The sequence below is a fragment of the Rhodococcus sp. P4_F3_2 genome, assembly GCF_056401335.1.
In genome coordinates this window covers 1-368 of sequence record NZ_JBFUJN010000297.1, presented here as the reverse complement: position 1 = coordinate 368, position 368 = coordinate 1, and the positions used below count along the sequence as shown (strand labels likewise).

The 368-nt window shown below is 33.7% G+C and carries 1 protein-coding gene; it reads right to left on the bottom strand.

What is annotated here, in order from left to right; all coding sequences use genetic code 11:
• Window positions 1-149: 149 nt before the first annotated feature.
• Window positions 150-368: hypothetical protein (locus AC1DWA_RS33830; RefSeq protein ID WP_477917928.1), on the bottom strand; the 219-nt coding region annotated here is incomplete at its 5' end.

Below are 368 nucleotides of genomic sequence, written 5' to 3'. Positions count from 1 at the left end.
CGTCTAATGTTGTTCCTAATGTATTTGTACCGTGCTGTCCTTTTACTGCTTCACGCTCATGTTGTGGAGAAGGAGAAGAAACAATAAAATCATTGGTTTCCACACCTAATTTCTTGATGTCAATTAACTTAAAGTCAGATGTATAGAAATCAACTCTCAAATTTTATCCCCATCCTTCCATTGAAAAGTGCTATTTCATCTATTAAAGATTGCTTTATTTTTGCTAATAATTGTTGTTCTAAAAGTTGCGTCATCGCTATTACATCTTGCTTACTAGCATCACCACTATAATTCACTTCGATTTTATCAATCGTAACAGTTGGCGATGAAGCATAATTGTTATTTGTACTAGTTGTACTACTTGGTGA